The sequence below is a fragment of the Pseudooceanicola algae genome (assembly GCF_003590145.2).
Taxonomy (GTDB): Bacteria; Pseudomonadota; Alphaproteobacteria; order Rhodobacterales; family Rhodobacteraceae; genus Pseudooceanicola; species Pseudooceanicola algae.
In genome coordinates this window covers 104,060-130,067 of record NZ_CP060437.1, presented here as the reverse complement: position 1 = coordinate 130,067, position 26,008 = coordinate 104,060, and the positions used below count along the sequence as shown (strand labels likewise).

The 26,008-nt window shown below is 64.2% G+C and carries 18 protein-coding genes; 10 read left to right on the top strand and 8 right to left on the bottom strand.

Going from position 1 to position 26,008, the window contains the following annotated elements; genetic code table 11:
- The first annotated feature begins 88 nt into the window (after positions 1 to 88).
- Positions 89 to 970, top strand: coding sequence for a LysR substrate-binding domain-containing protein (locus tag PSAL_RS18155; RefSeq protein ID WP_119840463.1), 882 nt, complete (start codon positions 89 to 91; stop codon positions 968 to 970).
- Here the strand turns inward: PSAL_RS18155 and PSAL_RS18150 are convergent.
- Entirely contained in the window at positions 967 to 1,938 is a 972-nt protein-coding gene (locus PSAL_RS18150) for a GlxA family transcriptional regulator (protein WP_119840556.1), read from the bottom strand. The genes PSAL_RS18155 and PSAL_RS18150 overlap by 4 nt on opposite strands.
- A 75-nt stretch (positions 1,939 to 2,013) precedes the next feature.
- On the opposite strand from PSAL_RS18150, the gene PSAL_RS18145 reads away from it, so the two are divergent.
- From PSAL_RS18145 to PSAL_RS18125, 5 genes are read left to right on the top strand one after another with little or no spacing between them, the layout of a single operon-like run.
- Positions 2,014 to 3,174, top strand: coding sequence for an acyl-CoA dehydrogenase family protein (locus PSAL_RS18145; RefSeq protein WP_119840464.1), 1,161 nt, complete (start codon positions 2,014 to 2,016; stop codon positions 3,172 to 3,174).
- 2 nt (positions 3,175 to 3,176) lie between these two features.
- Complete coding sequence (locus PSAL_RS18140; RefSeq protein ID WP_119840465.1) at positions 3,177 to 5,231, top strand: acetate--CoA ligase family protein; 2,055 nt, start codon at positions 3,177 to 3,179, stop codon at positions 5,229 to 5,231.
- The gene (locus PSAL_RS18135) at positions 5,228 to 6,001 is read left to right on the top strand and encodes a carnitinyl-CoA dehydratase (protein ID WP_119840466.1); all 774 of its coding nucleotides are present in this window, start codon (positions 5,228 to 5,230) and stop codon (positions 5,999 to 6,001) included. The genes PSAL_RS18140 and PSAL_RS18135 overlap by 4 nt, the downstream gene beginning before the upstream one ends.
- Positions 6,002 to 6,016: 15 nt before the next feature.
- A complete protein-coding gene (locus PSAL_RS18130) occupies positions 6,017 to 6,937 on the top strand; it encodes a BKACE family enzyme (RefSeq protein ID WP_119840467.1) in 921 nt (306 codons plus the stop codon).
- The gene (locus PSAL_RS18125) at positions 6,934 to 8,364 is read left to right on the top strand and encodes a carnitine 3-dehydrogenase (protein WP_119840468.1); all 1,431 of its coding nucleotides are present in this window, start codon (positions 6,934 to 6,936) and stop codon (positions 8,362 to 8,364) included. The genes PSAL_RS18130 and PSAL_RS18125 overlap by 4 nt, the downstream gene beginning before the upstream one ends.
- A 47-nt stretch (positions 8,365 to 8,411) precedes the next feature.
- Here the strand turns inward: PSAL_RS18125 and PSAL_RS18120 are convergent, their stop codons facing one another.
- The 7 genes from PSAL_RS18120 to PSAL_RS18090 all read right to left on the bottom strand — a co-directional run bounded on the left by PSAL_RS18120 (position 8,412) and on the right by PSAL_RS18090 (position 16,435).
- Complete coding sequence (locus PSAL_RS18120; protein ID WP_119840469.1) at positions 8,412 to 9,077, bottom strand: TetR/AcrR family transcriptional regulator; 666 nt, start codon at positions 9,075 to 9,077, stop codon at positions 8,412 to 8,414.
- A gap of 201 nt (positions 9,078 to 9,278) precedes the next feature.
- Positions 9,279 to 10,859: a fucose isomerase gene (locus tag PSAL_RS18115; protein ID WP_119840470.1), complete on the bottom strand. Its 1,581-nt coding sequence runs from the start codon at positions 10,857 to 10,859 to the stop codon at positions 9,279 to 9,281.
- Positions 10,856 to 12,514, bottom strand: coding sequence for an FGGY-family carbohydrate kinase (locus PSAL_RS18110; protein ID WP_119840471.1), 1,659 nt, complete (start codon positions 12,512 to 12,514; stop codon positions 10,856 to 10,858). Before PSAL_RS18110 ends, PSAL_RS18115 begins: the two co-directional genes overlap by 4 nt.
- Before the next feature lie 4 nt (positions 12,515 to 12,518).
- A complete protein-coding gene (locus tag PSAL_RS18105; protein WP_119840472.1) occupies positions 12,519 to 13,337 on the bottom strand; it encodes an SDR family oxidoreductase in 819 nt (272 codons plus the stop codon).
- Positions 13,338 to 13,349: 12 nt separating this feature from the next.
- A complete protein-coding gene (locus PSAL_RS18100; protein WP_119840473.1) occupies positions 13,350 to 14,885 on the bottom strand; it encodes a tripartite tricarboxylate transporter permease in 1,536 nt (511 codons plus the stop codon).
- Positions 14,882 to 15,349, bottom strand: coding sequence for a tripartite tricarboxylate transporter TctB family protein (locus PSAL_RS18095; RefSeq protein ID WP_119840474.1), 468 nt, complete (start codon positions 15,347 to 15,349; stop codon positions 14,882 to 14,884). Before PSAL_RS18095 ends, PSAL_RS18100 begins: the two co-directional genes overlap by 4 nt.
- 102 nt (positions 15,350 to 15,451) lie before the next feature.
- Complete coding sequence (locus PSAL_RS18090) at positions 15,452 to 16,435, bottom strand: Bug family tripartite tricarboxylate transporter substrate binding protein (protein WP_196222868.1); 984 nt, start codon at positions 16,433 to 16,435, stop codon at positions 15,452 to 15,454.
- 165 nt (positions 16,436 to 16,600) lie between these two features.
- Between PSAL_RS18090 and PSAL_RS18085 the strand changes: the two genes are divergently transcribed.
- From PSAL_RS18085 to PSAL_RS18070, 4 genes are all read left to right on the top strand, one after another.
- A complete protein-coding gene (locus PSAL_RS18085; RefSeq protein WP_196222869.1) occupies positions 16,601 to 17,347 on the top strand; it encodes a FadR/GntR family transcriptional regulator in 747 nt (248 codons plus the stop codon).
- Positions 17,340 to 17,999 carry an RraA family protein gene (locus PSAL_RS18080; RefSeq protein ID WP_119840477.1) on the top strand — a complete coding sequence of 220 codons (660 nt, stop codon included), beginning with the start codon at positions 17,340 to 17,342 and terminating at the stop codon, positions 17,997 to 17,999. Before PSAL_RS18085 ends, PSAL_RS18080 begins: the two co-directional genes overlap by 8 nt.
- Before the next feature lie 392 nt (positions 18,000 to 18,391).
- Positions 18,392 to 23,005, top strand: coding sequence for a lysozyme inhibitor LprI family protein (locus PSAL_RS18075; protein ID WP_119840478.1), 4,614 nt, complete (start codon positions 18,392 to 18,394; stop codon positions 23,003 to 23,005).
- Between the two features lie 345 nt (positions 23,006 to 23,350).
- Complete coding sequence (locus tag PSAL_RS18070) at positions 23,351 to 25,900, top strand: glycosyltransferase family 2 protein (RefSeq protein ID WP_119840479.1); 2,550 nt, start codon at positions 23,351 to 23,353, stop codon at positions 25,898 to 25,900.
- Positions 25,901 to 26,008: the final 108 nt, after the last annotated feature.

The window sequence follows — 26,008 nt, the reverse complement described above, 5'->3', positions numbered from 1 at the left end:
CGCTGAGGCCCCATAGGTTTTTGAGCAGATCACGTTGCCAAACCGTTTCACCCCCCCCATGATCGCGCCGAATTAAAGCGGATCCCCCATGCGCCGGTTGCCCCATGTCACCTGGCTGCGCTCTTTCGAGGCCGCAGCCCGCCACAGTTCCTTCAGCTCTGCCGCAGAAGAGCTCAGCCTGACTCCCGCCGCCGTCAGTCAGCAGATCCGGCTGCTGGAACAGCACCTCGGCATCCAGCTGTTCAAGCGGTTGGCCAAGGGCGTGCAGCTTACGGATGTCGGGCTGGCCTATGCCATCCCGATCCGCAAATCCTTTCTGGAAATGCAATCGGCGACCGATGGGCTGTTCCGGATTCAAAGCAAATCCGTGGTGCGGGTGCGCTGTTCGATTTCCTTCGCCGCGCTGATCCTGGCGCCCCGCCTGCATGAATTTTCCCGCCTGCACCCGGACATAGATGTCGAATTGTCGACGGCCGTCTGGTCCGACCGGATCACCGGGGCGGGCATCGACCTTGATGTCCGCTTTGGCGAAGGCGGCTGGCCGGAACAGAATGTGCATCCGATCCCCGTCCGCGACGCGACGATCGTCTGCCATCCGGATTACGCCGAGAACCTTGGCACGACGCTGAGCCATGCAACGATGCAGGAGGCCGCTATCGTCACCATCGTCGGCTCGGAAACCGATTGGGACCGGTTGTTCCTGCAATACGGTATCGAAGGCCCGCGCCACGCCCATTGGATCAAGGCGGATTCCTCGCTGATCGCGCTTCAGATCCTGTCCGCCGGGCACGGCTGCGCCATCATCAGCCGCAGCTTTGCAGAACGCGATCTTGAGGCCGGGCGCCTCGTCGCGCCCTTCGACCTGGAACTGGCGATGAATTCGAACTTCAACCTGGTAGAGCGCGACGACATCCGCGGGCGCCCCGATATCACCGCCTTCGTCGACTGGCTGCTGGGGCAATCCCTCTAGGCACCGGCGGGGCCGACCTTCTGATCCCGCTGCGCCCGCAGGGCACGGGGTGTCATCCCGAAATCCAGCCGAAAGGCGCGGGTCATGGCACTGGGGTCGCCATAACCGCAGCGCACCGCGATCTCGGCCACCGACAGGGACGACCCTTCGACCAGCCGCCGCGCTTCGCGCAGGCGCAAGGCCCGGTACAATTCGCGCGGCCGGATGCCATAGCGCAGCCGGCAGCGCGATTCGAGCCGCTTGCGCGAGATGCCGAGATCCGTCGCGATCCGGTCAATCGGCAGCGGGGTTTCGATATGACGCAGCATGATCGCCATGGCCGCCTCGGCCGTGCGTCCGGGAAGGGGCGGCGCCAGGGTGCCCGGCGCATCGGTGCTGCCATCCAGAAACAGCGCCGCGACCTCCAGCCGCATCAAGGCGCCGTGGTGGCGTTCGATCAACCCGAGCACCAGTTCGAAACTGGTCAGCGCCCCGCCGCAGGACAGGATATCGCCGTCATCGACCACCCGGTCCGCCAGCACCTCGACCTCGGGAAAGCGTTCGGCCAGGGCGATCTGTTCCTCGCGGTGGAGAGTGGCCCGCCGCCCGTCCAGCAGTCCCGCCCCGGCCAGCAGCCAGCTGCCGGTGTCCAGCGCCGCGACGCGAGCGAAGCGTTTGCGCGCGCCCCGCAACGCCAGCCGACAGGCCGGCGTGTCCAGCGTCGGGGCGTTGTAGCTGGGCATGACGAACAGGTAATCGCCCCCCGCCGCCCGGTCCAGCGCGCTGTCCACCCGCACCGTCAACCCGCTTGAGGACGCCACCTCGCCTCCGTCGAGGCTGAGGTAGCGCCAGCGATAACGGGTCTCTCCGCTCAGGGAATTGACCGCGCGCAGGGGTTCGACCGCATTGGCCAGACAATGGTTCGAAAAGGCCGGGAACAACAGCACCCCGACCTCGACCACATTGCGGGATTTTGTCCGGGGCTGCATGATTGCGGGCCAGTTCTGCATGATATAACCGCCCGAGACCTCGCACTCTGCCGCAAAGCAATCAAGGGGTCGCACATGAATTTCGGATTGACCGACGAACAGGAGATGATCGTCTCCACCGTCCGCAGCTTCGTCGAAAAAGAGATCTATCCGCATGAGGCCGCGGTCGAAAAGGCCGGGGCCGTCCCGGCCGAGATCGCCCAGGACATCAAGCAGAAGGTGCTCGACCTCGGCTTCTACGCCTCGAATTTCCCCGAAAGCGTCGGTGGCCCGGGCCTGAGCCACGTCGATTTCGCGCTTGTCGAACGCGAACTGGGCCGCGGCTCCATGGCGCTGACGCATTTCTTCGGGCGTCCGCAGAATATCCTGATGGCCTGCATGGACGACCAGATCGACCGCTACCTGCTGCCGGCGGTGCGCGGCGAAAAGATGGATGCGCTGGCCATGACCGAACCCGACGCGGGATCGGATGTGCGGGGCATGAAATGCACAGCCACCCGCGACGGCGACGACTGGGTGCTGAACGGCTCCAAGCATTTCATTTCCGGCGCCGATCACGCGGACTTCTTCATCGTCTTCGTCGCCACCGGCGTCGACGAAACACCCCGCGGCCCCAAGAAGCGCATCACCTGCTTCCTCGTGGATCGCGGCACCCCCGGGTTCGAAGTCGCGCGCGGCTACAATTCCGTGTCCCACCGCGGCTACATGAACTGCATCCTCTACTTCGATCAGTGCCGCCTGTCCGATGCCCAGGTCCTGGGCGAGGTTGACGGTGGTTTCGACGTGATGAACGAATGGCTTTACGCAACCCGCATCACCGTGGCGACCATGGCCGTGGGCCGCGCGCGCCGGGTCTATGACCACGCGGTTGACTACGCCGCCGGGCGCAACCAGTTCGGCCAGCCGATTGCCAAGTTCCAGGGCGTCAGCTTCCAGATTGCTGACATGATCACCGAAATCGACGCCGCCGACCTGCTGACGCTCTCCTCGGCCTGGCGGCTGGATCAGGGGCTGCCGGCGAACCGCGAAATTGCCTCGGCCAAGCTTTATGCCTCGGAAATGCTGGCCCGCGTCACCGATGCCACGCTGCAGATCCACGGCGGCATGGGGTTGATGGACGAACTGCCGATCGAACGGTTCTGGCGCGATGCCCGCGTCGAACGGATCTGGGACGGCACCTCGGAAATCCAGCGCCATATCATCAGCCGCGAGATCTTTCGCCCGCTGGGGGCCTGAGGATGCAGCCCCTGTCCCGACTTCTGTCGCCCCGCGCCATCGTGGTCGTGGGCGGCGGCACCTGGTGTGCGACCGTGGTCGCGCAATGTCGTGAAAGCGGATTTGACGGGCCGGTCTGGCCCGTCCACCCGACCCGAACCGAAATCGGCGGGGTCCCGGCCTACCCGTCGCTGGACGCGCTGCCGGGGGTGCCGGATGCGGCCTTCGTCGGGGTCAATCGCGCCCTCAGCGTCGATATCGTCGGCCAGTTGGCGCGGATCGGCTGCGGTGGCGCCGTCTGTTTCGCCGCCGGCTATGCCGAGGCCATCGCCGAAATGGCGGATGGCGCCGATCTGCAGGCCCAGCTTGTCGCTGCCGCAGGGCCGATGCGCATTCTGGGGCCGAATTGCTATGGCCTGGTAAACATGCTTGACCGGGTCGCGCTTTGGCCCGACCGGCACGGGCTGTCACCGCTGGACAGCGGCGTGGCGATCATCGGGCAATCCTCCAACGTGCTGATCAACCTGACCATGCAGCGCCGTGGTCTGCCGCTGGCCGCCGTGGTCGCCGTGGGAAACCAGGCGCAAAGCTCCATGGCCGATCTCGGCATCGCGCTGCTGGAAGATCCGCGCATCACCGCCCTTGGCCTGCATATCGAAGGCATCACCGATCTTGCGGCCTTCGAGGCGCTTGCCACCCGCGCCCGCGCCCTTGGCAAGCCCATTGTCGCGCTCAAGGTCGGCAGTTCCAGTCAGGCACAGGCGGCGGTGGTGTCCCATACCGCGTCCTTGGTGGGCAGCGACGTGGGCGCGCGTGCCCTGCTGGCGCGGCTTGGCATGGCGCAGGTCGAGACCCCCGCCGAACTGGTCGAGACGCTGAAGTTGTGTCACCTGACCGGCGGATTGCCCGAGGCCACGGTCGCCTCTGCCTCCTGTTCGGGAGGCGAGGCATCGCTGATGGCCGATCTCGGGGAAAAGGCCGGGCTAAGCTATCCACCGCTTCAAGCGGCACAGGAAGCCGCGCTGCGCGCTGTGCTCGGGCCCAAGGTCGCGCTGGCCAACCCCTTGGACTACAACACCTATATATGGGGCGACGGCGATGCGCTTGGTCGCTGTTTCACGGCTCTGGCACAGGGTGGCGCGGCGCTGACCTGCGTCGTGCTGGACATGCCGCGCGATGACCGTTTCAGCGCCCCCGACTACGATCTGGTGCTGGACGCCATGGTCGCCACGCGCAAGGCCACCGGACAGGCGCTGGCCCTTGTATCCATGCTGCCAGAGGGGCTGTCGGATGCGCTTTGCGCCCGGCTGATCGCCGATGGGATCACCCCGCTTTGCGGCATGGGCGAAGCGGTCGCGGCGATCCGCGCCGCCGCCTCGGTCGGGATTGTCGGCGCGGCGCCTGCCCCGGTGCTCCTGCCCGGCCCTGAACCCGAAGGGGGCGATCAGGGCAAGGCCCCCTTGAGCGAGGCAGAAGCCAAGGCGCTGCTGTCCCGCGCCGGTCTGCGCGTGCCCCAGTCCCGCCGCGCCGGCAGCCCCGAAGAAGCCGGCGCGCAGGCGGAACAGATCGGCTTTCCGGTCGTGCTGAAGGGCGAAGACATCGCGCACAAGACCGAATCCGGCGCAGTCGTCCTTGGCCTTGCCAGCGCGCAGGATGTTCAGGCCGCCGCCCGGTCGATGCCCTGCGACCGCTTCCTGGTCGAGGAAATGGTAACCGGCACCGTGGCCGAACTGTTGCTGGGTGTCACCCGCGATCCGGCCCATGGCTTCGTGCTGACCCTCGGGCTTGGCGGTATCCTGACCGAGCTGATCGGGGATACCGTGTCGACCCTGGTGCCGAGCAGCCGCGATGAAGTCCGCAAGGCACTGACCCGCCTGCGCACCGGGGCCTTGCTGACCGGCTACCGAGGCCGCCCGTCTGCCGATACAGAGGCGGTACTGGATGCGGTGATGGCGTTGCAATGTTTCGTCACCGACCACGCCGCCGTGCTACAGGAAGTCGAAATCAATCCGCTGATGTGCAGCCCCACCGGCGCCATCGCCGCAGATGCCCTAATCCGTATGGGAGACCCGAAATGACCAGGAATATCCGTGTAGAGCGTCGCGGCGCCGTGCTGGAAGTCACCCTTGACCGGCCCAAGGCCAATGCCATCGACATGGCCACCAGCCGCGAGATGGGCGAGACCTTTCTTGCCTTCCGCGACGATCCCGAACTGCGCGTCGCCATCGTCACTGCCGCGGGGGAAAAGTTCTTCTGCCCCGGCTGGGATCTGAAGGCCGGCGAAGCCGCCGATGCCGATTACGGACCCGGCGGCTTCGCCGGCTTGCAGGAACTGCCGCGCCTCAACAAACCCGTGATCGCCGCCGTCAACGGCATCTGCTGCGGCGGCGGGCTGGAACTGGCGATGTCGGCAGACATCATCCTTGCCGCCGACCACGCCACCTTTGCCCTGCCGGAAATCCGCTCGGGCACCGTGGCCGATGCGGCCTCGGTCAAGCTGCCCAAGCGCATCCCCTATCACATCGCGATGGAGCTTCTGCTGACCGGGCGCTGGTTCGACACCAGCGAGGCCCTCGGCTGGGGCCTGATCAACCGCGCGGTGCCCTCGGCCGACCTGATGACCCAGGCGCGCGCCATGGCCGATCAGCTTGCCTCCGGCCCGCCGTTGGTCTTTGCCGCGCTGAAGGAAATCGTGCGCGAGGCCGAGGACATGAAGTTCCAGGACGCCATGAACCGCATCACCCGCAGCCAGTTCGAAACCGTCGAACGGCTCTATACCTCGGAAGACCAGAAGGAAGGCGCCCTTGCCTTCGCCGAGAACCGCGATCCGGTCTGGAAGGGCCGCTAAAGGAAAGGCAACGCCATGCCATTGCAAATGAACCGCAAGGTCTTCATCACCGCCGCCATCACAGGGGCCGCTGCTTCGCAGGACAAAAGCCCGCTTGTCCCGCGCTCGCCCCGCCAGATTGCCGATGCCGCCATCGACGCCGCCCGCGCCGGGGCGGCCATCGTTCATTGCCACGTCCGCGATCCCGAGACCGGCGCGCCATGTCGCGACCTTGACCTTTACCGCGAGTTGACCCGCCTGATCCGGGCGGCGGACGTCGACATGGTGCTGAACCTCACCGCCGGGATCGGCGGCGATCTGACCCTGGGCGATCCCGAAGCCCCCCTAGACCTCGACACCGCCAATACGGACATGATCGGCGCCAGCGACCGCATGGCCCATATCCGCGCCTGCCTGCCCGAGATCTGCACCCTCGACTGCGGCTCGATGAACTTCGGCGATGGCGATTACGTCATGACCAATACCACCAACATGCTGCGCGCCATGGGTCGGGAGATGACCGAACTCGGTGTGAAACCGGAAATCGAGGCCTTCGACACCGGGCACCTGTGGTTCGCCACGCAACTGGTGAAGGAAGGCGTGCTGACCGATCCCGCCCTGGTGCAGCTTTGCATGGGCATTCCTTGGGGCGCGCCGAACGATCTGCTGACCTTCCTGTCGATGGTCCACAACGTGCCCGCCGGCTGGACCTGGTCGGGCTTCAGCCTGGGCCGCGACCAGATGCCCTTTGTCGCCGCATCGGCCCTTGCGGGGGGCAATGTGCGCGTCGGACTTGAAGACAACCTCTACCTCGAAAAAGGCGTGTTGGCGACCAATGCGCAACTTGTCGAAAAGGCCACCGGCATCCTGACCGGCCTCGGCGTCGGCCTGCTTGGCCCGCAAGAGGTCCGCGACCTTCTGGGCCTGACCAAGCGCGTTCCCGGAGACCTTTCATGACCAGCGAAAACCGCCGCGCCGCGATCGTCGGCGGCGGGGTCATCGGCGGGGGCTGGGCTGCGCGGTTCCTGCTGAACGGCTGGGATGTCGCCGTCTTCGACCCCGACCCCAAGGCTCAGGCGCGCGTCACCCAGGTGCTCGCCAATGCCCGCGCCGCCCTGCCCGGCATCTACGACCGCGCCCTTCCCCCGGAAGGCGCGCTGACCTTCGCGACCTCGATCGCCGAGGCCGTCACCGGCGCCGACTGGGTGCAGGAAAGCGTCTCTGAACGGCTCGAGCTGAAACACCGGGTCTATGCCGAGATCACCCAGGCCCTTCCGACGGGCGGTTTCATCGCCTCCTCGACCTCGGGGATCAAAGCCTCGGACCTTGGGGCGACCGATGCGCCGGTGGTCGTCGTGCACCCCTTCAACCCGGTCTACCTGCTGCCGCTGGTCGAACTTTCGGGCGCCCAAGACCTGCGCGACCGGGCCGAAGCGGTGATCCGCGACCTGGGCATGTACCCCATGCAGCTTGCGACCGAGATCGACGCCTTCATCGGCAACCGGTTCCAGGAAGCCGTCTGGCGCGAGGCCCTTTGGATGATCCGCGACGGCATCGCCACCACCGCACAGGTGGACGAGGCGATCCGCATGGGCTTTGGCCTCAGGTGGGCGCAGATGGGCCTGTTCGAGGTCTATCGCATCGCCGGGGGCGACGCCGGGCTGTCGTCCTATTTCGCGCAATTCGGACCCTCGCTGCAATGGCCCTGGTCACGGCTGACCGATGTGCCCGACCTCGACGCGGCGCTGGTGGACCGCATCGTGGCGCAGTCGGATGCCCAGACCGCCGGGCGCAGCGTGGCCGACCTGGAACGACTGCGCGACGACAACCTGGTGTCGATCCTGCGCGGCCTGCGCCAGTCGGGCTCTGGCGCCGGTCAGGTCATTCTGGAACACGAAAGCCGCCTGACGGTCGGCGGGGAACACGACGGCCTGCCGATCACCGCCCGCCGCGCCGTGCCCGTCACCTGGACCGATTACAACGGCCACATGAACGAGGCCGCCTATCTCGATCTGGGAAGCTGGGCCACCGACGGGCTTATGCGCCTGGTTGGGGCGGGGCCCGACTATATCGCGTCGGGCAAGAGCTTTTTCACCGTGGACAGCCGCATCCGGTACCTGGATGAGGTGCAGCGCGGCGAGATGCTGACCGTCACCACCCAGGTCATGCAGGCCGAGGGCAAGAAGATGCGCCTGTTCCACCGCATCCTGCGCGACGATGCGCTGGTCGCGACGATCGAGACGCTGCTGCTGCATACCGACCTGCAGACCCGGCGCAGTTGTCCGCCAGAGGCGAATGTCGCCGAAGCCCTGATGGACCTCGCCAAAGCGCATTCCGGCAGACCCGCCGAGGGCTGCGGTGGCGCGGTCGGCCAACGCGCCTGACAGGCGCTTCCCCTCGTAGCGCCGGTCAAGCCCGGCGCTACTTCTGCCTAGGCGGCTCCGCCCCCGGCAGACAGATCGACGCCCAGAATCAGCCCGATCTTTTCCAGCCCCACGGCGGCAAGATCGGCGCCCTCGACCGCGCCTGGACAGGCCCCGCCTTCCAGCCACAGACCATCCATCAGCGCGTTGCAGGCCAGGGCAAGGTGGCGAATGCCAAGCGGCGTCGCGGGGCGATCTTCGGCCGCAAGCGTCTGGGAAATCAGATCTTCCAGCCGGTCGCGGAATTCCAGATAGGTCCGGTCATGGGTCGCCTTGATCGCCGGTTCATTGGCAATCTGCGCGATGAAGGTCGCCCATAGGGTCACGTTGCGTTCCGACATCACCGGCGGGCTCAGGCTGGCGCGGATGACCGAGGCCATGCGGGCCTTGGGGGCCAGGTCGCTGCGATCGGCCAGGGCCAGAGACAGCTCTGTCATCTCGCTCATATGCGCCTCGTAGGCGGCGTTGATCAGATCTTCCTTGGTGCTGAAATGATGCCGGATCAGCCCGAGCGAGACATTGGCACGGGCCGCGATCGACCGCACCGTCGCCGCGCGATAGCCGCCCTCGCCGATCAGTTCCAGCGCCGCCTCGATCAGCTCGGCGCGGCGCTGTTCGGGGCTTTCGCGCACGAAGGATCGGCGCGGTTTGCCTGGGGGGGTGTCCTGCATCATCAGACGAGCCTAAAGTCCGCCGCCCGCCTTTGCCAGCCCCGGCAGGCCGAAGTTGCACGCCTGTCGATGATTTGGGAATTTTTCAGACAGCGCTGATGTTTAGACTACGGCAACGCGCCCATCTGTCCATCAGGCGCGCGCCATTCTGCGGCGTCCAAGGACCCCTGCGACCGGCATTGGCGACGGCGGTCGCAGGGGTCCTCAGACCCCGCAGAGTGAGACCGTCATGCCGAGCGTCTCGGCAAGGGCCGCCTTCGCGGCCAGTGCGCGGTCGGCTTCGGGCGCGGAGCGCGCATAGACGACCTGGATGTGGTTGGCCTTGTGCCGCGCCATCATCTGATCCCGGCTGACCCCGGTCAGGACAGCATTCATGATCGGCCATTCGTAGTTCGTCGCCCGCGCGCGGCGTTCCTGCTCTTCGGGCGGCAGGGACACGGCACGGCCCCGACCCAGATCCATGTGAAGCCTGCCATCCTGAAGGAAGATGCGGCTCCAGATGATCTCGCCCGGCCTGGCATAGCCCTTCAGGGTGCCGCCTCCGGCCGGAAAGAACATGGCGGGCTGACGCAGGCTTTCCGACCCGGACCAGCCGCCCGCATGATGCGCCGGCGGGGCCGCGCCGGAGATTTCGAACACCCAGACGAACTCTTCCACGCCGCTGCTGTCGTCCCCTGCCCCCCACCGCAGATCATGCAGCGTGGTTTCGACCGGCTGACCAAGCGCCCGGTGGATGCGATTGGTCAGGATCCCGTCCAGCGCGGCGCATTCGTCGACTTCGTTGAAATGCACGATGGCTTCGCCTGACCGAATGACCGAGCCATCCGCGCGACGGACCTCGGGGCGGTCGTCGTTGTTCAGCATCCCCTCGACCAGGTCGGAGGCGGGCAGCAGGTCCTTCAGGCCCTGCTGGTATTGGATGCCGATCGCCTCGCACCCGAAGCTGTCCGCAAGGCGCACCGCTGCGATATACATCCGGCACTGGTCAAGGACCTGCCCTTCAGTCAGCTCTGTCGCGGGATTCTCGCCCAGATGGAAGGTCATACCCTTCGCAAGCATCCAGTCATAGACGGTGCGGGCCTCGGCCAGCGGGACCTGTAGCGTCGCGTGATAAAGCGCCGACTGCGACAGCCGTTCCTTGAAGACCCCCATGGGCATCAGCAGTTCGTCCGGGATGATGGCATTGTACATGCCCATGCAGCCTTCGTCGAACACCCCGAGGATCGTCTTGCGCGTCTTCAGATCCGCCACGATGCTCGCCACCAGATCCCGGTCCTGTGTCATGCCGTCGAAGGCGCGGACATGGGAATGGTCATGGGTGATCTTGCCGGTCTCCAGCCATTCCTTCAGGCCCGTCAGAAAGAAGTCATCGTCGAAATTCTCGCTCCAGAGCGAGGCATAGGGGACGCCCGCCTTGGTGAGCGAACCGTTGAGGTTCAGCAAACCGACAAGGCCGGGCCACTGGCCGGACCAGTTGGCAAGGGTCAGGATCGGACCGCGATGGGTCGTCAGGCCCGGCAGGACGTGGTGCGAATACTGCCAGACGGCTTCGGCCACGATCAGCGGGGCGTCCGGGTCGATGCCGGCAAAGACATCCATGCCCTCGCGCTGGCTGGCGATAAAGCCGTGGCCTTCGGCCTTTTCGGGATGGGCGCGGGTCAGGTCATGGCCGAGGTTGGCCAGCACCTCGGCCAGCTTGGCTTCCATGGCCTTCTGGGCAGGCCAACATTGCAGGTTGGCGCTTTCGCGCAGATCGCCGCTGGCGACAAGTTGGATCGACGTCATGAACTGGGTCCTTCGGTATCAGAGGGGGATTGCGCGCCGCGCGGGGCCATCAGGCTGCGATAGGCGGCGTGGTCATCCTGCATGCGGCGCATGACGCGATACTTGCGGTCATGGTAGGATCCGATCGCCCCGCCGCGGGGCAGGATCACCCGGAACCCGCCCGCCATGGCAGTCATCGCAGCCCGGGTGTCGGGCTGATCGCCCGCCGCCACAGCGCCCAGCATGGCAGAGCCCAGCAAGACGGGTTCCTCCCCTTCGGGCACAAGCACCCGGCAGCCGGTCGCATCCGCATGTTCGCGCAGGTAGAGCGCGTTTCGCGCCAACCCGCCGCTTACCACGAGGGTATCGATCTGCGCGCCCTTGGCCCGCATCGCCTCGAGAATATGACGGGTGCCATAGGCCAGGGCCTGCACCGTCGCGAGGTAATCCAGCGCAAGATCATCCGCATCTCCGGCAAGGGTCAGGCCCGAGATCGCGCCCTTGCGCCAGGGTTCGGCCAGCGGCGACCGGTTGCCGTGGAAATCCGGCAGGACGTGGCGATCCGCCGTCAGCGTCGCGGTTTCCCCGGACATGCCGGCCAGATGCGCCTCGATCAGGGTGGCGATGCGCGTGCCGCCTGCCTGACCGGCCAGATCAGCCGATGCCGCATGGCGGGCGACAACCGCATCCATCAGCGCCCCTGCCGCCGACTGGCCGCCTTCCAGGGCCCAGAGATCCGGCAGCACCGCCCCATGGTAGGGCCCCCAGACACCGGGCACGAAACGCGCCTGTTCCGAGACCGCAATATGGCAAGTCGAGGTGCCCGCGATCACGGCCAGACGGGTTTCAAGGCCCTGCCCCGTCTCGATCCCCAGCCCCAGCGTGCCAAGCGCCCCGGCGTGGGCATCGATCATCGAGGCGGCGACCGCTGTCCCGGCTGGCAGACCAAGCTCGGTCGCGGCGCGGTCGGTCAGGCCGCCGCAGAAGGCGCCGGGGGCCGCCAGATCCGCGCCGATGGCGGCGTGATTGTCGCGGGTCAGTTCCTGCAGGCCGATGGCGGTCAGGAAATCGTCATCCCAGCCCTCGCCTGCCGTGCCCTTGTGGCCAAGATAGCTCCACTTGCAGACGGTCGAGCACAGCGACCGCACCTGCCCGCCGGTCGCCCGGTGCACCAGCCAGTCGGGCAGATCCCAGAACTGCGCCGCCTGTCCCCAGGCGTCGGGCAATGCGCGTTTCAGCCAGCGCAGCTTTGGCAGCTCCATCTCGGGGGAAATCCGCCCGCCGACATGGGCGAGGGGCGCGCCGCCGATGGCGTTGATCGCCTCGGCGTCCGCAATCGCGCGGTGATCCATCCAGAGCATGACATCCTGCCCCGCCGCCCCATCGGGATCGACGGACACGGGCGCGCCCCGCGCATCGCTGACCACCAGCGAACAGGTGGCGTCGAACCCAAGGCCGCGAACCGTCGCCGGTGACACCCCGGCCTGCGCAATTGCTGCACGGACCGAGGCACAGACCGCCGCCCAGATCCCGGCGCTGGATTGCTGCGCGAAATCGGGCCGCGGCCGCAGGGTCGAAATCCCGGCACTGCCGGCGCCCAGAAGGGTCCCCGCACCGTCGAACACACCTGCGCGCGCAGATCCCGTGCCGACATCGATACCAATGTAATGGGTCATCGCATCACCAGCTTGTAAAGCCGCCGTCGAGCACCAGGTTCGCCCCGGTCATGTAGCTCGAGGCGTCAGAGCCGAGGAACTGCACGATCGGCCCGAATTCCTCGAGCTCGGCCTGACGGCCCATGGGCACGCGTTCCAGGAAGGCATCGATGAATTCCTTGTCGAAGGAACCGGTCTTGACCCCGCCGAAGGTCACAAGGTTCACCCGCACGCCCTTCTTGGCCCAATAGGTCGCAAGGTAGCGGGTCATGTTCAGCAGGCCGGATTTCGACGCCGCATAGGAGATCGCCTTGATGAAGGGCTTCCCGTCGCGTTCCTCGCGGTAGGAATAGAGCGCCTGATTGGGCGAGACCATGCCGTACATCGAGCCGACCATGATGATGGATCCGCGCCCGGCCTCGGCCATCTTCGTGCCGATCACCTGCGAACACAGCATGCAGCCGGTCAGGTTGGTGTCGATCACATCGTCCCAGTATTTCTTCGGGTAGACCTCGAACGGGGCATTCTGATCCGCGTCGCCATCGGGCTTGGAATCGATGCCGGCGTTGTTGATCAGGATATGCGGGGTTTCCCAGTCGGCGATCACGCGGTCGGTGGCCTCGATCAGACTGTCCTTGTCGCGCACGTCGGACTTGTAGACGCGGATGCGGTCGGACAGGCCGGGGAACTGGGCCTCGACCTCGTCCTTCGTGCGGTCGCGCCGCGCGAAGATCGCCACCTTGGCACCGTTTTCGGCCAACTGCTTCGTGAACTGGCTGCCAAGCTGCCCGAGGCCGCCCGTGACCACGGCCACCTTGCCCTCGACAGAGAAGAAATCGATCATGATTGCGTCCTTTTACGGTTTGAATGCGTTCTGCGCGTCGCCCTTGCCCGGAGACCGGGCCAGCTTGCGCAGGGAGTTGAAGATGGTCAGGGCGATCACCCCGATCACGAAGATGCCGAGCACACAGGCCACCGGCCGGTCGAAGAAGCCCATCAGGTTGCCGCGCGAGATCTGCATCGACATGATGAAGTTCCGCTCCAGCACCGGGCCCAGCACCAGCCCCAGGATCACTGGGGCGATGGGGAAGTTGTTGCGCTCCATCACGTAGCCGACCAGGCCCGCGATCAGCATGATGGCGACCCCGAACAGGGTGTTGTTGATCGCGTAGGAACCGAGGAAGCAGCAGACCAGGATCATCGGCACGATGACGTTGCGCGGCACGGCCAGCACCAGCCGGGCGCAGCGGATCGCGATGTAGCCAAGCGGGAACAGCAGCAGGTTGGCGACAAAGAAGCTCATGATGATGGCCGTGGGCATCGTCGGGTTCTCGACGAACAGGCGCGGACCGGGGGACACGCCCTTCATGTAGAGGACACCGACCGCGATGGCCGTCACCGCATCGCCAGGAATGCCGAAGACCAGCGCCGGGATCCAGGCCGATGACAGGCCGGCGTTATTGGCCGATGTGGCCTCGATCAGGCCCTCGGGGTGGCCCTTGCCGAACTTCTCCGGCGTCTTGGAAAACCGCGACGAGACGCCGTAGGCGATCCAGGCCGCAAGGTCCCCGCCCACGCCGGGCAGCGCGCCAAGCGATGATCCCAATGCCGTTCCGCGCAGCAGGCTGAGGGGGTATTTCTTCAGCAGGGGCCAGATGCCCTGGTAGGGACGCTGTTTACCGCTGCCGGGGCTGGCCTGAGGCAGGTCGCCCGTACCGGCGTTCGACAGGCCGCGCAGGATTTCGGAAAAGGCGAACATGCCGATCATCACGGGGATGAAGCTGATGCCGCCCGACAGCTCGACCGAGCCGAAGGTGAACCGTGGCTGGCCGCTGGTCACATCCAGCCCGACGGTCGCGATCAACAAGCCTATCGCCAGCGACACGGCGCCCTTCACCGGGCTTGCGCCCGAGACCAGCGCGCAGGTCAGCAGGCCGAGCAGCGCGAGCCAGAAGAACTCGAAGCTCGAAAAGTTGAGCGACAGCCGGGCCAGCGCCGGGCCGGTGATCAGCAGCACCATCGCCCCGATCAGCCCGCCTGTGGCCGAGAAGAAGAAGCCGATGGACAGTGCCCGCACCGCTTCGCCTTTGCGGGTCATGGCATAGCTTTCCTCGGTATAGGCCGCCGAGGCAGGTGTACCGGGAATGCGCAGCAAGGCCCCCGGGATGTCTCCGGCGGTGATCGCCATCGCCGTGGACGACACGATCAGCGCGATGGCCGGCAGCGGCGCCATGTAGAAGGTCAGCGGCACCAGCAGCGCCGTGGCCATGGTCGCCGTCAGCCCCGGCAGCGCCCCGATGAACAGGCCGTAGACGGCCCCGCCAAGGATCGCCAACAGCACATGCCCCTGAAGAACCAGCGACAGGGCTTCGGAAAGGGTGGCGAAGCTCATGGCAGGATCCCTTCCAGCGGGCCGACGGGCAAGGAGACACGCAGCAGGCCTGAGAAGACGTAGTAAAGCAGCAGGATGAAACCGGGCGAGACCACTGCGATGACGGGCCAGCGGGCCCCCATCAGCGCCATAAGCACGGCCATGAACAGGATGCCGAACAGCGGAAAGCCGAGCGGTTCAAACAGGAAGATCCCCAGCAGCAGCCCGGCGAAGGCCCACAGCGCCGCGAGGCTGTCACGCCCCCGCCCCTTCCAGTCATCGAGATCCAGAAATGCCGCTGGCACTCTCAGCCCGCCGATCAGGATCACCGTGCCAAACAGCACCAGGGCGATCCCGACCCCCATGGGCAACAGGTCGGCGCCAAAGCGGACTCCGGGCACCTTTGGCAGGCCCCTGGCGCCCCAGATGACAAGCAACCCGAAGGCGGCCAGCAGCGGGCCGAAAAGACGGTCTGCGATCCTCATGTTCAGGATCCTTTCAAGGAAGTGCGAGATCGGGGTGGAAAAAGCCTGCCGGACAGGGTGCCGGCAGGCGGTCGCGACAGGAATTGGCCCGCGCTCTAGAGCTTACTGGCTCAATCCGGCGCTTTTCATCGCGCCCGTCAGCCCTGCGGCCGAAGATTTCACCGTCTGCTCGAAGGTGGCGGCATCCTGGTAAGCGACCGAGAACCCGCGCGAGGACATCATCGAGACGAAATCGGGATCTTCGGTGATTTCCTTCAGGGCCGCTTCGACCTTGGAAACGACCTCGTCCGGGATCCCCTTGGGGCCGGCGACAGCACGGAAGGGCAGCGGCGACCAGTCGGTGCCGAAGATTTCGGTCGTGGTCGGCAGATCGGGATAGAGGGAGCTGCGCTCGGAAGAAATCAGGGCGACGGTCTTGGCCTCGCCCGCATCTACCAGCGAATGCGCTTCGGCCGGCGAGGTCGAAACCACGTCAATCGCGCCGGAGGCCAGTTGCTGCAACGCGGGGGCAGAGCCATCCGAGGCGACCCAGTTCACATGATCCGCCGGGATACCCAACTGTTCCAGCAAGCCGAGCCAGGCCAGATGCGACAGGCCACCCCGGTTGGCCCCCGAGGCCGCGATGGACATCGGATCCTCTTCCATCGCGCCGATCAGGCCCTTGGCATCGCCATAGGGCGCGTCGGCGGCGATGTTGATCGCGATGGGATCGGCGTTGAAGCGGCCGACATAGGTGAAGTCCTCCGGCGTGACGCCCGCAAGGCCCTGCGCCGCATACATGGTGCTTTCGATGGTGATGACGCCAAGCGTGTAGCCATCGGCATCGGCATTGGCGATGGCCGAATGCCCCACCAGACCGCCGCCGCCGGTACGGTTCACGACGTTGAAGGGCTGACCGAAGATCTCTTCCAGCTCCGATGCAACGGCCCGCGCCGTCGCATCGGTTCCCCCGCCCGCCGACCAGGGTACAATGACAGTGACTGCCTTTTCGGGCCAGTCCGCCATGGCAGCGCCCGCAGTGGCGATCAGGGCGATACCCGTCGCGCAAAAGACCCGGCGACCGGACTTGATGACATCTTTAAGCATGGTTTCCTCCCAGTTGCTTCGGTGAGCGCCTCTCCCAAGCAGACTCACACTTGACATATGACTTATGTCATAAGTAACGTATCCAGTATTGGAGCGGCCCGTCAACCGCCCTTCTCGAATTTCCGCCGCGCCTTTCAACCCACTGCAATCAAGGGACGAACTGACATGAGCTTGTCTTCCACGCCGACCAACAACCGGGAACGTCTGCACGTCACCGTGCAGGCCACGTTGGAGGATCGCATCCTTGGCGGGGACCTGAAGGTGGGGGACAAACTGGAATCCGAAAGCCGGATCGCGCAGGAATTCGGCGTCTCGACACGGTCCGTCCGCGAGGCGATCCAGGCGCTGGAAACCAAGGGGCTTGTGCAGCGGCGACACGGCGGCAACACGACCGTCGTGCGTCAGGACGTGAACGAATTCATCGGGTCCCTGGCCGTTACCGTGCGCCAGCAACTGGCCGGCGACCCCGATTACCTGCGCGAACTGATCCAGGCCCGCCAGATGATCGAAACCGAGGTGATCGACCTGCTTGTCGCCCGCGACAGCCCGGTCGACGAGGCGATCGAAAAGGCCCTGGCCGGGATGCGCACCGCGCGTGACAAGGGCGACTTCGACGGGTTCGTCAATGCCGACGCGGCCTTTCACCTGGCCCTCGTGCGGTGCTCCGGCAATCGTATCCTCGCCATCATGTACGAAAATTTCGCCAACCTGATCAGTGACATGATCCAGGTGTCCAGCCGGGTGCCCACCAAGTCGCTGGACGAGGCCTATACCGAACACGAAGAGATCTTTGCCCGCATTCGCGACCACAACGGTCCGGGCGCCAAGGATCTCATGCGCGATCAGATCGCGCGGTCCGGGGACTACCTTCGGATCGCGATCGAGAAGGAAATGGAGGACAAGAATGTTTGATTACAGCTACAGCCAGATCGAAGAAGACGCCATCGCGCGCCTGAAGAACTGGTACTCGGGCGATGTGCACGACAGCATGGAGGCGCTCGGTCTATGGGGGTTCCTGGAAGGTATCTCGCTTTTCGGAACGCTGGCGCCGGGGGCCGTGATCGTCGGCCCCGCCGTGACGGTCCAATTCGAACCCTCGGATCGCAAGGGTGAACCCCAGGACGTCTATCACAACGCCATCGACAACGCCCCGCCCGGATCTGTCATGGTCGTCGAGGCCGCCTGCGCCGATGGAAGCTGCTCCGGCGAACTGATGAGCACCGGCGCCAAGACGGCCGGCCTGGCGGCAACGGTGGTCAATTCGACCGTGCGGGACATCGCGCAGGTCCGCGACCTGGGGTACCCGCTGTTCGGCACGCACCCAAGCCCCGTCGGGATTACCGGCAAGAAGGAACCGAAGAAAAGCCAGGTGCCCGTCATCTTTGGCAAGACGACGGTAAACCCCGGCGACATCATCTTTGGGGACATCGACGGCGTGGTCGCCATTCCGCGCGAACACCTGATCGCCGTCGCGGATCAGGCCGACCATCTTGGAGCCGACGAAGCCTCTGCCCGCGACCGCATCCTTGCGGGAGAAAAGCTTCAGGCGGTCTGGCCCGTCTGACTTTCCGGATCAAGAGAGGGCCCTGCCCCCAATGCGGGCCCTCTCCCCCATCGGATTTTCAATACCGCCCGGAACCTTCCGGCGACCCGCAGATCCCGCAGGGCAATTTGCATGACACGCCTGCGAAAGCCTGAATCCCGCACTATTCCGGCCTATCGATCAATTCACTGACATAGCCGCCAGGCGATCAAATTTTTCATAATATGCCTCACCGACCCAAAATTCGGGCATTTCCCCGATCTCTATTGGCGATTGCCGTCCGAATCTCTTGATCGAGCCCTTGGGGCAGGCAAATTGGTCCGGTGCCGACCGCTCTCGAATTACATTTCCTGTGGCGCAAAAGTTCATTTCAACAGACGAACTCCGAATTCGTGTTCTTGAAAGGTCTTTAAATGTTCAAGATTCTGGCCCGGTTAATTCCCATTTCCCTGCTCACCTGTTCAATCTCGGCTTCCGCCAGCCTGGCGCAGCCGCAAAACGGCTGGACCGTCTCGCGGCAAGATGACCTTGGGCTGGTGACAGCCGACGCGCACGTCGCCGGTTCCAGCATCCTTTCCATGCGATGCCTCCGGCCGGACAGCACCGCGAGCCTGGCCATGACGGATCATGTTACCGGCCCGGGAGAGATCAACCTGCTCCTGGCCGCAGATGCACGCGAAGCTTCCGTCACCGCCGATCAGACCTTCGCCTTGATTGTCGATGACCGGCGCGTGCTGAACCTGCCCATGCGCCATGACGGGAGCTCCAACATCCTGCACGCCACCCTGTTGCTGAGCGCGCCGATGTTCTCGAGCCTGCAACAAGGCAGCGAGCTTCAGATCCAGAGCGGGATCAGGGGGCTGGGCAACCGGGTCCTTTCGCTCTCCGGGTCAGGTGCCAGCATCGGGTCCTTGTTGGAATTCTGCAGCAGCGTAATCGGCTCGCGTCAAATGCCGCAGCCGGGCTTCGACTGCGCGATGGCTCAGACCGCGACCGAAGTATCGCTGTGCACCGATCCGAACCTCGCCCGTCTGGATGCCGATATCGCCTCTGCCTATGCATCGGCCCGGGACAGCGGCGCATCCGACGTGCTCGACCAGCAAAGAGAATTCATTCGCAATCGCAGGGACTGCAACGGCGGATTTTCCTGTATCCGGTCGCTTTCCCAGGACCGCCTGGATCAACTGACGCGCCACCCCGCGCTTCTTGCCGAAATCACGCGGAACGATGTCGGCACAGCGCCAACTGCGGCGGGCGCGCTTCCCGTCTCTGCGCTGCCCCCGGCGGCAATGGCGCAGGACGCACAAGACATCACAGCCGCGGGCGCGCTTTCCCGTCTTCGCGCCCGCATGATGCTGCACCTGATTTCGGAACGCGATCTCGAAAATGAACGCGGCGAGCTGGTGTTCATAAACGATATCTACGGGGCGAAGACCATGGACTGGGCCGGGCTGATCGAGGTTGAGGATACCTTGCGCAACCGGCTCCTTGAAGGGGGCATCCGGGCAATGGCGGATCTTCAGGACAAGGCGCGCGGGCTGTATCTGCCGGATCGGATCACCATGGATATCGGCGCGGTCCTGACCCCGGACCAAGGCGCCATATCCGTCTCGTTTGACCCCTCGGGGAACGGAGCGATCACCAATCTTTTCGATGATGCCCCCGTCCCCGGATTGTCCCCGAGTCAGGTCGTCAACTTCGCGGTGACGCTGACGCCCGGATCACCGCACTTCATCCGGATGCCCCTGGACGAAATTCAGGACTTCTCCCTGCCCCTGCAGACGTCACGAGACCTTCTGGAGGCAGGACTGGATCGTCCGGTGAACGCCACCCTGCAGGTCACGCTCGAACTGGATCGCCCGCTTGCCCGCAAACCGCTCGGCCGGGACGGCCTGCGGGCGAAGGGCACCGCCGTCGTGCTGCCTTCCCGGACCCTGTCGGCCAGCCTGTCGCTGCGCGACGCTGATATTCCCGGCGTGCAACAGCAGCTTCATCAATGGCAATTCGACGGTGCGGACACGGCGATAACCGCACCCGGTGCCGATGTCGATGCACTGGCCACAGCACTTGGCCTTGGCATTGATACCTCGCTGGGGCAGCCGCGCTACGTTCTGCCGACTTTCGGGGACGACGCCATGATTGATCCCGATTGGCGGGCTCGGACCTTTGCCGCCGCGCGCATGAAACCCGACCTGGCTTCTGCCTTTCCGGGGCCAAGCTACGCCAGCGCGCTCGAACTGCGGTGGAGGGCCGCCGCGGCAATTCGGCTGGAACCGGATCTGCCATTCGAGATCGGCTTCGCGCAGAAAGTCGCTTTCGGGGCGATGACAGCCCTGGACCGGGCCGAGATATTGGCACCGGACCTGCTGCCTGATCCAAACATCAGCAGATCTTCCAAGCACCCGACAGCCGTTGCCTTGCAGGCCGCGGAACCGGACCTGCGCGCATTGATCGAAAGAAGCACACCGGCATTGCCATTGCCCATGCGGCGCTATGCCTGGATCACGCTTCCTGAACATGACCCCGCGTTGAACGGGTTCGACCTCTCCGACAGCCTCGCGGCATTCGCGCAGGCCCAATTGACGGCCGAGGGAACGGCCTATCCGGGGCTGCCCGACGGGCTGCGCCGACAGGTATTGCACATGGCCCCGGAGGAAGCCGCCGCCTTGCTGGATCGGCTGGAAACGGCGGGCAACGGCAGGCGCGTCCTTGCGGCGCTCGACCATGACGCATTCCCGATCCGGCGGGACGCAGGGCTTGGCATGGGCAACCAGATCGGAAGCATGGGCGGCTCTCAACTCAGGCTTCAGCAACGGCCTCACCTGTTCCGGGCGCTCTATCTGAAGGAAGGCTACGACGGCGCCGTGATCGAACACTTCACCTTTGATCCTGCTGCCTCGGATACCCTGCCGCCCTTCGTCCACCAGACAACGGCTGCCACCCTTCTGGGCCACCTGCCCGAAGAGCGCCTCAAATCCCGTATTGCGCCCTTCATCGACCGCGAAGGACGCACGCACCTTGAGCAAACCGTCATTGTCACCAATGAAGCCCGCCGTCTTCGGGACCTGGCCCGCGACATCCACACGATTGCGTTTACCATGCGCATGGGACCCTATCGCCGTGAACGCGACGGCTATCTAGTCAGCTTGCAACTGGCCGATGATCCGAACCCCAACCTGCTGGATGCGACCCCCTACCCTTTTCCCGAGATAGAGATCGGTGACCCTGAAGGGTTCGAGATCCTGCCGATCTCTCCCGATGACCTGTCGCGCCTTGCCGGGTTCGCGGACCCCACGACCGCAGAGATGACCGTCCTTGTCGAAGCGCCGGTCAAGGGGGTGTCACCCGAGGACCGGGTGATCCTGGGCTGGCCCCTGCAGATGCATTTCGGTCCCCGGAAACAGTTCAGCAATCGCCTTGAAACGATCGCCATGTCTGTTCCCGTACCAACGCCGGAACCCCCGACGCTCATTCTGGCAGACGCCGATGAATTCGAGGTGCCGGACCGGCTGTACATGACGCCCGAACTGGCCGACTTGCTGACCCTGCGCCTTTTGCCGGACCTGCTGAACGAAGCGAGCTTCCATCGCATGATGGCAGAGCGCCTGACGCTGGAACGCGATTTCGCCGCACGCGCTCAGACACCCCCCTGGGGGCCGTTCTTCGAGGATCCGGCGAAGCCGTTTGACACCCTGGCCCTGCCCGCCTTCGTCGACTGGACGCGGGCGCGGGCCGAGGCCCTGCCGGATCGGCTGAGCTTTTCGCTGTCCAACCGGCATCCGCTGACAGGGTGCCTGGGATTGATCGAACTGCCGCCCGAAGGGTTCCAGACCGCAGCGACGATGAACTATGCCGCCCTGGTCGGGGATCATGCCGCAAGCATCGCGCCGAATTTCGGCCGCCCCCTGCAGTCGGAAGTGCCCATGCCGGGCCAGAACACCGCCCTGATCTTCACGGGTCGGCCGCTGCATACCCGTCAGACACGGACGTCCTGCAGGTGGCAGCCCGAACCCGACGTCGCCAGGTTGCAGGACTCGGACGCCCCCTTTGCCGATGTGGTCCTGATCGTGCCCGACCTCCCCAGCCTTGGTACCCTTGGCGCGACGGCTGTCGCGGCAGATCTGCATGCGGATATTTCGGCCTTCCGGACCATCGATCTGGGTCCGGGACCTGACGATCAACCGGGCCTGAGCGCGGCCATCGTGCTGGAACTCGACGTGAACGGGGCGGATATCTGGCAACGCGGCAACGCGGGACAGCCACCGGTGATCGGCGCCAGCCTGACACCGGAAGACTGGCAAGCAGGCGCTGCGCAATCCCCGTCGGCACTGGACATCCTCGGCATGTCCATAGGCATGACCGAAACGGATTTCCTGACGCAGGCCCGCACGCATCTGGGGCAGCCCGGAGTATTTCGCACCTTGCCCGCCTCCGATCCGGGTCTTTATTCCACTGCGGTCGGGCTGGCAAAGCCGGACGGCTCGGATCGACTTCTGGCCATATTGCAGCAAACAGCCGAGGGTCCGGAAGTGGCCGCCCTCATGCGCACAGCGCTCTATCCGATTGGCCAGGTCACAACGGGCGCGCTCATGGATGCCCTGAAACAGAAATACGGCACGCCGTCCCACGAATCCCTGGACCACGGCGCAGGGCGTATCGCCTTTGGGGCGCCGCCACAAGATCTTGACCCCATGGGCGTCTGCGGTCGGTATCACCTTGATCACAGCCCGCGTCATATCTCTTGGGAAGCGATCGACACGACAGGATTCGAGGTCGGCAGCAGCGCCTCGCAGCCGAATATATGGAAGGAATTCGGCTGGCCTACGGAAACAACGGCCATCCCGGAATCCTTCGCCAATCGGGGTCTGCCCCATTGTGGCCCCATGGTGGTGGCCTGGATACGGGAATTGCCCACCGAGCGCAGGCTGCAACTGACGATCTGGTCGCTTGACCTGCCTTCGGCCCTGGCGAGGCAGGAAAATGCCCCGGACCCTGAACCGGAAGCCGTGCCGGAAATCAAACTGTAACAATAGCAGGCTCTCGGGTCGGTAGATCGGACAGGCTGCCAGCCTACCGGGCTGTTTCCGTGTCCCTTGCTGCCCGGTCACGCGGCCCAGGACCGCGCCTTTAAGGCAGCGTTGTCATGATCACGACGATGTCGCCCCCCTTCTGAAACAGGGTCCGCTGACCATCCACGGAGCGGTCGGGCCTTTTCCCCCATCCTTTAACCACGGGAATGGTTTCAGGGACGCGGGACCCCACGCCCATTGCCCAAACGGCCGAAGAATGACAAACATAAGCAGAACACCCCAAGAGTGCCCTCTCATGAAAGGGCAGGTCAATCTCCGTACAGGCATACAGAAAGACCGATCATGCATAATTCCACCGTCGTGACGTCGATGAAAGATGAAGCCCCTTACATCATCGAGTGGGTGGCATACCATCGGGCATTGGGATTCGATCGCATTGTGATCCTGGCCAATGATTGCACCGATGGAACGCATGAGATTCTTTCGCGGATGAATGACATGGGGGTCATCACCTATATAGAGAACAAGGTACCTCTCGGCGCCAAACCCCACTCAAGAGCCCTGAAGATCGCCAATCAGTCGGACGAAGTGAAAAGCGCCGATTTCGTCATGGTGCTGGACGCCGACGAATTCCTGGTCGTGAAGCAGAAACCACATACCCTGGACGTGCTCATCAAGGAAATGACCAAAAGATCCGCGGATATGATGGTCATCCCCTGGCGGATCTTCGGCTCTTCAAAAAGGGTCAATTTCAAGGATCAACCGGTTATCGAGCGGTTTACCTGTTCCATGAGCGTGTCCGGGTTGCCCAAGGCCGGCGTAAAGACGTTATTCCGACAGTCGGATGACACACGTCTCGCCATCCACTTTCCCAAGCCCTTGATGAAGGGGGGGAAAGCAATAACTGACCCCAAAAAGAGCTTGTGGATAGACGCCGGCGGCAAGAAAATTGACTCGGGCAAGCTTACCTGGAACGGCGGCAAGAACAAGATCCATCGCGACTTTGCCGAAGTTGCGCACTTCATGATCAAGAGCCTGGACGAATACCTCCTCAAGATATTCAGAGGAGACGGCCTCATGAATTCCAACCGCCATGGCATAGATTACTGGAGAAACGGCGACCACAATACGGAATCCGACTTGATCGTATCGGATATGTGCCCCGGCTTTGAGGCCGAGTACGATAAACTGTCCGCGGACCCGGAGCTGGCATCCCTGCATCAACAGGCTGTCGCCATGCGCCTCAAGCGTGTCCGGAAGATCCTGACCAACCCCAGCGTGAAAGAATTGCGTGACATCCTGAAGCGCAGCACTCAGGGATCCCTGAAAAAATCCGACGTCAAGAGATCGAGAGATCTCGTTACGGAAATGTCACCGCCGCCAGTCCCTGAAGTCATCATGGACGGTCCCATCCCCCATTCAACGCTACTTAGCATTACCGCCCCGGGATTGGCGGATTCCAGCGACATAGCTCATCGGGTATTCAAGGGTGCTCGCTCGAATGCGACCATGTTTTCTCCCGAAAAGGATTTTGCAAAACGACCAATCACCAATTTGGTAAAGGGGCTGGAAAGAGCTCAGAAAGGCAATCGCACAAAAAGCCTGAGTGCGAGATGGTTTCACAACTATGCCCGCGCCCTTCCTCAAGACGGATGGCCGCTCGATGAGGAAATTCTGGTCGTGATAACCCGCGACAGCCCCTCGATCATGGAGCAGTTTCCAACCTACGTCACTCGTTCGAAATCGAAGTACGTGGACAAAAACCATGGCGGCCGGCCCCCGTTGCGAAAAGTTCTTTCCGGCAAGGAAACACCGGAAGACCTTGAGGCCCTCATTGCCGATGGGACGATTGAAGATCCCCGGTTGAAGCTGTCGAAGTACCTGTCAGCAGAGCCAAAGGCCATCGTATTGAACCTGGATCATCCCGAAGACGTCGCTGCGACACTGAACAGGATCGAAGAAAGCAAGGGGCCTTCGGGTCCGGTCGTCGCAACGCTCCTTCGGGGTGTGCTGTCAAATTCGCTTCCAACCGAAACGGCGCCATCCCCCGCGCCGAGTGCCGAAGAAGCGGTGCCAATTACCCCTGCACGGACCCGGCCAGTCAAACGCGTCACCACACAACCCTTGCGCATGCATTGGTTCCAAAGAAACGGTGGCAACAGCGCGGGCAATTTCGGGGATGAACTGGGACCGATGGTCGTGCGCCACCTGACCAACAAAGAAGTCGCATGGGCTCCCGCCGGTCAGTGCGACCTTGCTTCGATCGGCAGCATCCTCTCTCAGGTTTCCCGCGCGGCGCAGAAATCGAAACGCAAGACCCCTCTCTTGATCTGGGGCAGCGGGCTTATTGAAGAGGATGCGACCCCCCTCCACTCCAGCTTGTCGGTATTGGCTGTCCGCGGGAAAAAGACACGTTCAACCCTGGGCCTTGACCCGGACATGCCGCTCGGAGATCCCGGGATCTTTGCCTCGGACCTGGTCCCTGCGGCCGCGAAAAAGTACCGCTGGGGGATCGTTCCGCATTATTCGCAGCGGAATTCCTCCAACATTCGCGCCCTCGGCCGGTCAGATGACTGCATCATCATCGACCCGACAGACTCGGTCGAGAACGTCCTGAAAAAGATCTCCAGTTGCGCGGCCATCATGTCCTCCAGCCTTCATGGGCTGATCGTCGCGGACAGCTACAACATCCCCTGTCTCTGGCTCAACATTCCCAGCCACAAGTCGCATGAATTCAAGTTCGCCGATTACTGTTCGGGATTGGGCCGGGAACTTTTTTCGGAAGTTTCCCTGGAACAAGCTGAAAACGCCTTGTTGCTGGACCCCCCGGTCGAGCCGCATTTCGTGGACGCTTCCATCAAGGAACAATTGTCGAAGGCACTGATCTTGTGACCCCTGGCCGAATATTCATCCAGCCCGATATCATGTAGGGCCTGCCTTGTGGGCCGGCGGTGCAGGGAATTTCCTGCCCGCCGCCGACAGCCGATCCGAGGTCCGGCG